Source organism: Rickettsia sp. TH2014 (assembly GCF_019249195.1).
Taxonomy (GTDB): domain Bacteria; phylum Pseudomonadota; class Alphaproteobacteria; order Rickettsiales; family Rickettsiaceae; genus Rickettsia; species Rickettsia felis.
In genome coordinates this window covers 1-3,638 of sequence record NZ_MXAX01000157.1, presented here as the reverse complement: position 1 = coordinate 3,638, position 3,638 = coordinate 1, and the positions used below count along the sequence as shown (strand labels likewise).

The window sequence follows — 3,638 nt, the reverse complement described above, 5'->3', positions numbered from 1 at the left end:
CCTGAGATTGCTTCGTCAAAACTTACAGTTTTTCCTCGCAATGACGATTAAGTATCCATGCAGGCAACATCGAACAAGCCGCGGGATGACATCTCATGGCAAATAATTATATAAATTTTTACCGTTTCTTTTTAGCCATAATTTTGCCGGTTGGTATTCAGGATATATATCCTCAACTAGCTCCCAAAAATTTTCGCTATGATTCATTTCTTTTAAATGTGCCATTTCATGAGCTACTAAATATTTCAGTACTTCAAAGGGAGCAAAAACTACTCGCCAATTAAAAGCAAGATTCCCTTTGCTACAACAGCTTCCCCAGCGAGTAACATTTTCCATTATTCTAATATTGGAATAAGTCAAATTATGTTTTTTAGATATATTCTCTACTATTATTTTTATTTCTGCTAATAATGTCTTTTTAAGGAATACTTCTATACTAAGTTTTTAGTATCGTACTACAATATACTTCTAACGTAGAATCATTTAGTTTTATCTGATTTTTAGACGAATCAAGATGTATTATTTCATAAGATTTTCCCAAAATAGAAATCTTATCTTCATCCTTTGGTATCACAGTTACATTACGGCGTAATTTTTGCCTAACCCAATATTCTTTACTTAACAGAAAATTATGACCTTTCTCTAGCTTTGTCTTAAGAGGTAATACAAGCTCTGCACCTTTAGGCGTAATTCGTATGGCTATATTTTTAGCTTTACCACTCCTCCTTACTATAACATTTTGAGGTTCACCGTATTTAGTAAGAGTAATAGAATCTTCCATTTAAAATTCTATATATTTACTCGGATCAACTGCTATTTTGTTTTTACGCATCGCAAAATATAACTTATGTTCTACATGTCCGATAACACTATTTTTAGTAATTTTATCACCTTTTTTAAGTAACAAATCGTCTAAACTCGCATATGCTACTTCTAAATCGTCTTTATCTAATTTAACTATTACTAAATTACCGAATTGTTTATTAAAACCTGAATATATTACCGTTCCTGCCTCTATCGATTTAACTTCGCTATATTCTTTAGCGGCAATATCTATCCCTTTACTTTTACCGGCTTTAAACTCGGTAATAATTACCCCGTTTAACGGTTTTACAAAGTTTGACTGCTCTATCTCTTCTTCATCTTCATTCCGAGATATAGGAATCTCAATATCATCATTATCATCTTCTATAATTTTTGCCTTTGGTTCTTCAAGTCTACCGCTAACTTTTTCTGATACGGAATCGTCTTCCATAGTTCTTTGAACTATCAACCCCTCATCGTGTTCTAATTCGGTAGAATTATTATTTGCAGTAACATCTCCTACTTTATACTCAATTGGAGCAGGCGGCTGTTCAACACAAGCAACTAAACAAAAACATATAACGATACTAAGTGCAACAGGATATTTCATATATTTAACAAAACTATTATTTACATTAGAAAACAAATCTTACATAGTATATAATTTTTATCATTATTTTCCATCAAAAAATTAACTATGAAAACTTATAATATTGTCATAGCTAGTGATCACTCAGGTTATGAGCTTAAGTCTGAAATTATCAATTATTTAGAGCAGAAATCTTTAAAGGTTTATGACTGCGGAACAAATAATACACAAACCGTTGATTATCCTGATTATGCTAAGAAAGTAGTAGATATTATTATTGAAAAATCAGCTCCTATCGGTATTTTAATTAGTGATACAGGAATTGGTATGTCTATAGCCGCTAATCGTAGCTCGAAAATAAGAGCAGCTTTGTGCCATAATATGTTAACCGCTGAAAACGCTAAAGCTCATAATGACGCTAATATCTTAATACTCGGAGCAAAAACCATAGATCACAAAATAGTGTTTGATATTATAGATAAGTTTTTAACCACTAAATTTGAAGGCGGTAGACATAACGTTAGATTATTAAAAATAAAATAAGAATATATTGACTTTACTCACATTATCTAACATTATTTCACATAGTACTCATGTAAAAATAGTGAAATGAATCTACAAGATTTTCGTATACATAAAAGACTAAATCTTAATCCTTCAGTAATTGAAGAAATTTATACAAAAATTTCTGAAATTGAAGGAGTAAAAAATAGTTGGTATATTACGGGACAAATCTTACCTCAAACACTAGATCGTCTTACACGTTCAGTAATTATCACTTCAACCGGCTCCTCCAATCGTATTGAAGGTAATAAACTTACTGATGAGCAAGTCGAAAGTTTATATAAAAATCTAAGTGTTAAAAAATTTAAGACTCGTGATGAGCAAGAAATAGTTGGATATTTAAAGTGTCTTGAATTTATCTTTAATAATTATGAAGAAATTAGTATTACGGAATCATTTATATTAAAGTTACATAATGATATGTTGGTTCATAGTGAAAAAGACGCAAGACATAAAGGAAATTATAAATTTGGATCAAATCGTGTAGAAGCAGTAGAAGCAAAAGATCATAATGGTAATGTAGTCGGTACAATATTTGATCCAACTCCACCTTATCTAGTAAAAAAGAAATGCAGGAGTTAATAGATTGGTACAATTGGACGGTTGATAGTAAAACTAAGCACCCTTTAATCATTATTGCTAATTTTATTTTTGAGTATTTAGCAATTCACCCATTTCAGGACGGAAATGGTAGAACAAGCAGATTACTAACTAATTTATTGCTTTTAAAACATGGTTATTTGTTTGTTCAGATTATTTCTCATGAACACATTATTGAAGCAAATAAAATTGATTATTATATGGCACTTAATAAAACTCAAGCTACATGAAAGACAAAATCAGAAGATATTACCACTTGGTTGATTTTTTTCTAAATGTGGTTAAGTCACAAAGTACTAGGGCATTACAAATAATTAAAAATGACAATATAGAGTATTTATTATCTGCAAAACAACTAATGATGTGGAATTGGATTAATACAAAGGAAATTAACGAGTTTAGTCGTAAAGATGCTGTAAATGCACTTGGTTTTCCTGAGAGAACAGTTGAGTCTATAATAAAAAAATTATCTAATTTAAAACGTTTAGAGCGTCTTGGACAAGGAAAAGCTACACGTTATAAGCTTATTAAGTAAAATATGAATCTTCAAGGGTTTAAACAAAAATATAATTATGACGTTGCAACAAAAATGATGCAGCAATATCTAGACATTAAATTTGCTCATTTAGATTGTCTACTACTATTTAGAATGAGTGATTTTTACGAGATGTTCTATGAGGATGCAATATGAGCCAGCAATGTACTTGGTATTGCCTTAACCGAAAGAGATAAAAACGGTGAAGAAGAAATTGCAATGTGAGGTGCGCCTTATCATGCTCTTGAGAATTATTTAACTATGCTAATCGAAGAAAATTATAAAGTTACTATTTGAGATCAGCTTGAAACTCCTGAAGAAGCAAAAATAGAGGAGGCTATAAAGCGGTAGTTACAAGAGACGTTACACGTATTATAACCCCAGGCACTATAATTGAAGAGAATTTGATTGCTTCAGCTGAGCCTAATTATTTAGCAAGTCTTGTAATACCGAAAAATAAAGTGTAATAGTTGAGATTTAATCTTACATTTAGTAAAATTAAGATAATANNNAATGGAGGATTAGAGATGAATCTAAATCAAAAAA

The 3,638-nt window shown here is 30.5% G+C and carries 5 protein-coding genes and 2 pseudogenes; 5 read left to right on the top strand and 2 right to left on the bottom strand.

The window, feature by feature from the left end; translation table 11 throughout:
* Positions 1–93: 93 nt before the first annotated feature.
* A pseudogene (locus KYQ89_RS03010) lies at positions 94–781 on the bottom strand (M48 family metallopeptidase).
* Complete coding sequence (locus tag KYQ89_RS03005) at positions 782–1,450, bottom strand: murein hydrolase activator EnvC family protein (RefSeq protein ID WP_218460344.1); 669 nt, start codon at positions 1,448–1,450, stop codon at positions 782–784. It abuts the pseudogene before it with no gap.
* 51 nt (positions 1,451–1,501) lie between these two features.
* On the opposite strand from KYQ89_RS03005, the gene rpiB reads away from it, so the two are divergent.
* The 5 genes and pseudogenes from rpiB to KYQ89_RS02990 form a co-directional block, all read left to right on the top strand.
* Complete coding sequence (gene rpiB, locus KYQ89_RS03000; RefSeq protein WP_014412956.1) at positions 1,502–1,936, top strand: ribose 5-phosphate isomerase B; 435 nt, start codon at positions 1,502–1,504, stop codon at positions 1,934–1,936.
* Between the two features lie 66 nt (positions 1,937–2,002).
* Positions 2,003–2,539 carry a Fic family protein gene (locus KYQ89_RS07720; RefSeq protein WP_256621219.1) on the top strand — a complete coding sequence of 179 codons (537 nt, stop codon included), beginning with the start codon at positions 2,003–2,005 and terminating at the stop codon, positions 2,537–2,539.
* Positions 2,527–2,787 (top strand): Fic family protein, encoded by a 261-nt coding sequence (locus KYQ89_RS07715; protein ID WP_256621218.1) that lies wholly within the window; start codon positions 2,527–2,529, stop codon positions 2,785–2,787. The genes KYQ89_RS07720 and KYQ89_RS07715 overlap by 13 nt, the downstream gene beginning before the upstream one ends.
* Positions 2,784–3,092, top strand: coding sequence for a hypothetical protein (locus KYQ89_RS07710; protein WP_256621217.1), 309 nt, complete (start codon positions 2,784–2,786; stop codon positions 3,090–3,092). Before KYQ89_RS07715 ends, KYQ89_RS07710 begins: the two co-directional genes overlap by 4 nt.
* 3 nt (positions 3,093–3,095) lie before the next feature.
* Positions 3,096–3,553, top strand: a pseudogene (locus KYQ89_RS02990) (DNA mismatch repair protein MutS); the annotation flags it as partial.
* Positions 3,554–3,638: the final 85 nt, after the last annotated feature.